General features: G+C 32.2%; 2 protein-coding genes. Both read right to left on the bottom strand.

Annotation, left to right across the window (positions count from 1 at the left end):
* Positions 1–279: 279 nt before the first annotated feature.
* Positions 280–612 (bottom strand): hypothetical protein, encoded by a 333-nt coding sequence (locus tag WA327_RS07850; protein WP_336068340.1) that lies wholly within the window; start codon positions 610–612, stop codon positions 280–282.
* 86 nt (positions 613–698) lie between these two features.
* Positions 699–881 (bottom strand): hypothetical protein, encoded by a 183-nt coding sequence (locus tag WA327_RS07845; protein ID WP_336065667.1) that lies wholly within the window; start codon positions 879–881, stop codon positions 699–701.
* Positions 882–1,517: the final 636 nt, after the last annotated feature.

Here is a 1,517-nt window from a genome sequence, read left to right as displayed (position 1 = left end):
GTTCATAGATGCGCAGCTCAATCGGTTTTTACGTGTATGCTGCGCATCCACAAACCTTATACGCTGCCCGTTGTATGCAATTTGTTTTTACATCATTGCTTCAACCACTCTTTAGGTATTCTTAAACAGCTTTTGCAAATTGTCTTACTTCCGCAAGTAACACAAACAAACTGTATATCCTCAGTCTTTTTATATTCTTTATTTTTGTGTTTACCACACCAACTTTGTCCCATATCTATAAAATTTGTTCATACAACAATGTATATAATTAATTACTACTTATGGCTTAAATTCAAGTTCATTTCCTGTAATCGCAAAAAACAAATTCTGCAAGGAATGTACATTAATCAAAGTAGTTAAAAAAGAACTGTCATTCCAAACAATATACCATTGGTCGTCTTTTCTTAATTCTATTGTTCCGTGAGTATAAATACCACCATTTTCTTTTTTAAATCCAAGACTTTTTAACCAATGGTCGTCAATTTTAATCGGTTTAAATGTCTTTTCTATGTAATCACCTTCAAAACTACTTTGAGTTAATGTAGTGTATTCAAAATAACTATGGTTTTTAAATTCAACCCAATTCCCAATTCTAAAGTTTTTTGCTTCCATTATTTATTAATTTAAATTTATTCTTTTTATTCCGTAACTAATCATATACTTTAACGTTATGCTACAATAGCCATCGAGGCACGCAATCAGCCTTTTAAAATTATATCCATAAACTTGGGATTTACAAAACTTTTCAATTCCTCAATGGATTTTCCTTTTAATTCACCATTTGCATAATCCTTAATTCCTTCTTGATAAGCTTTCATTAAAAGTTTTGCCAAGTCTTTAGTGCTTAACAAATGGGTTGGTAATTCTAATAATTCTTTCATGCTAAATAATTTTAAAATTCTAAAAGATTGCTTATTGTAGCATAACGGGCAGCGTAATGGCTACGCATCGGCAATCGTGAGTTAATATTTATTTTCTTTTGTTCTTATTCGATAACTACTATACATAACAAAGTATAAAGTTTATAGATGCGCAGCTCAATCGGTTTCTACGTGTATGCTGCGCATCCACAAACCTTATACGCTGCCCGTTATGCTACAATAGCCATCGAGGCACGCAATCAAACCAGTTAAAATGGGAGGTCTGACCAATTCTCAATCTTTAAGCTAAACCATAATAAATCTATCGAAAAAGGCGTTAAGCAATGTTTATCCCAAAAATTAAAGTATAGGTTTAATAGTGAGTTTGCATCATAATTCCAAGATAGATTTATATCTAAGTCCTTATTTATTTTAATTCGTTTAACACGTCCCATTTTAAATAGTTTAAAAGATTGCTTATTGTAGCATAACGGGCAGCGTAATGGCTACGCATCGGCAATCGTGAGTTAATATTTATTTTCTTTTGTTCTTATTCGATAACTACTATACATAACAAAGTATAAAGTTCATAGATGCGCAGCTCAATCGGTTTTTACGTGTATGCTGCGCATCCACAAACCTTATACGCTGCCCGTT

This window comes from Mesoflavibacter sp. CH_XMU1404-2, from assembly GCF_037029465.1.
GTDB lineage: Bacteria > Bacteroidota > Bacteroidia > Flavobacteriales > Flavobacteriaceae > Mesoflavibacter.
Note: the sequence above shows the minus strand (reverse complement) of the source record. Positions and strands in the feature narration are given on the sequence as shown.

Bases quoted from the DNA above. Each gene is read 5' to 3' on its own strand.
- WA327_RS07850 (WP_336068340.1), bottom strand. From the start codon at position 612: ATGGAAGCAAAAAACTTTAGAATTGGGAATTGGGTTGAATTTAAAAAC.
- WA327_RS07845 (WP_336065667.1), bottom strand. From the start codon at position 881: ATGAAAGAATTATTAGAATTACCAACCCATTTGTTAAGCACTAAAGAC.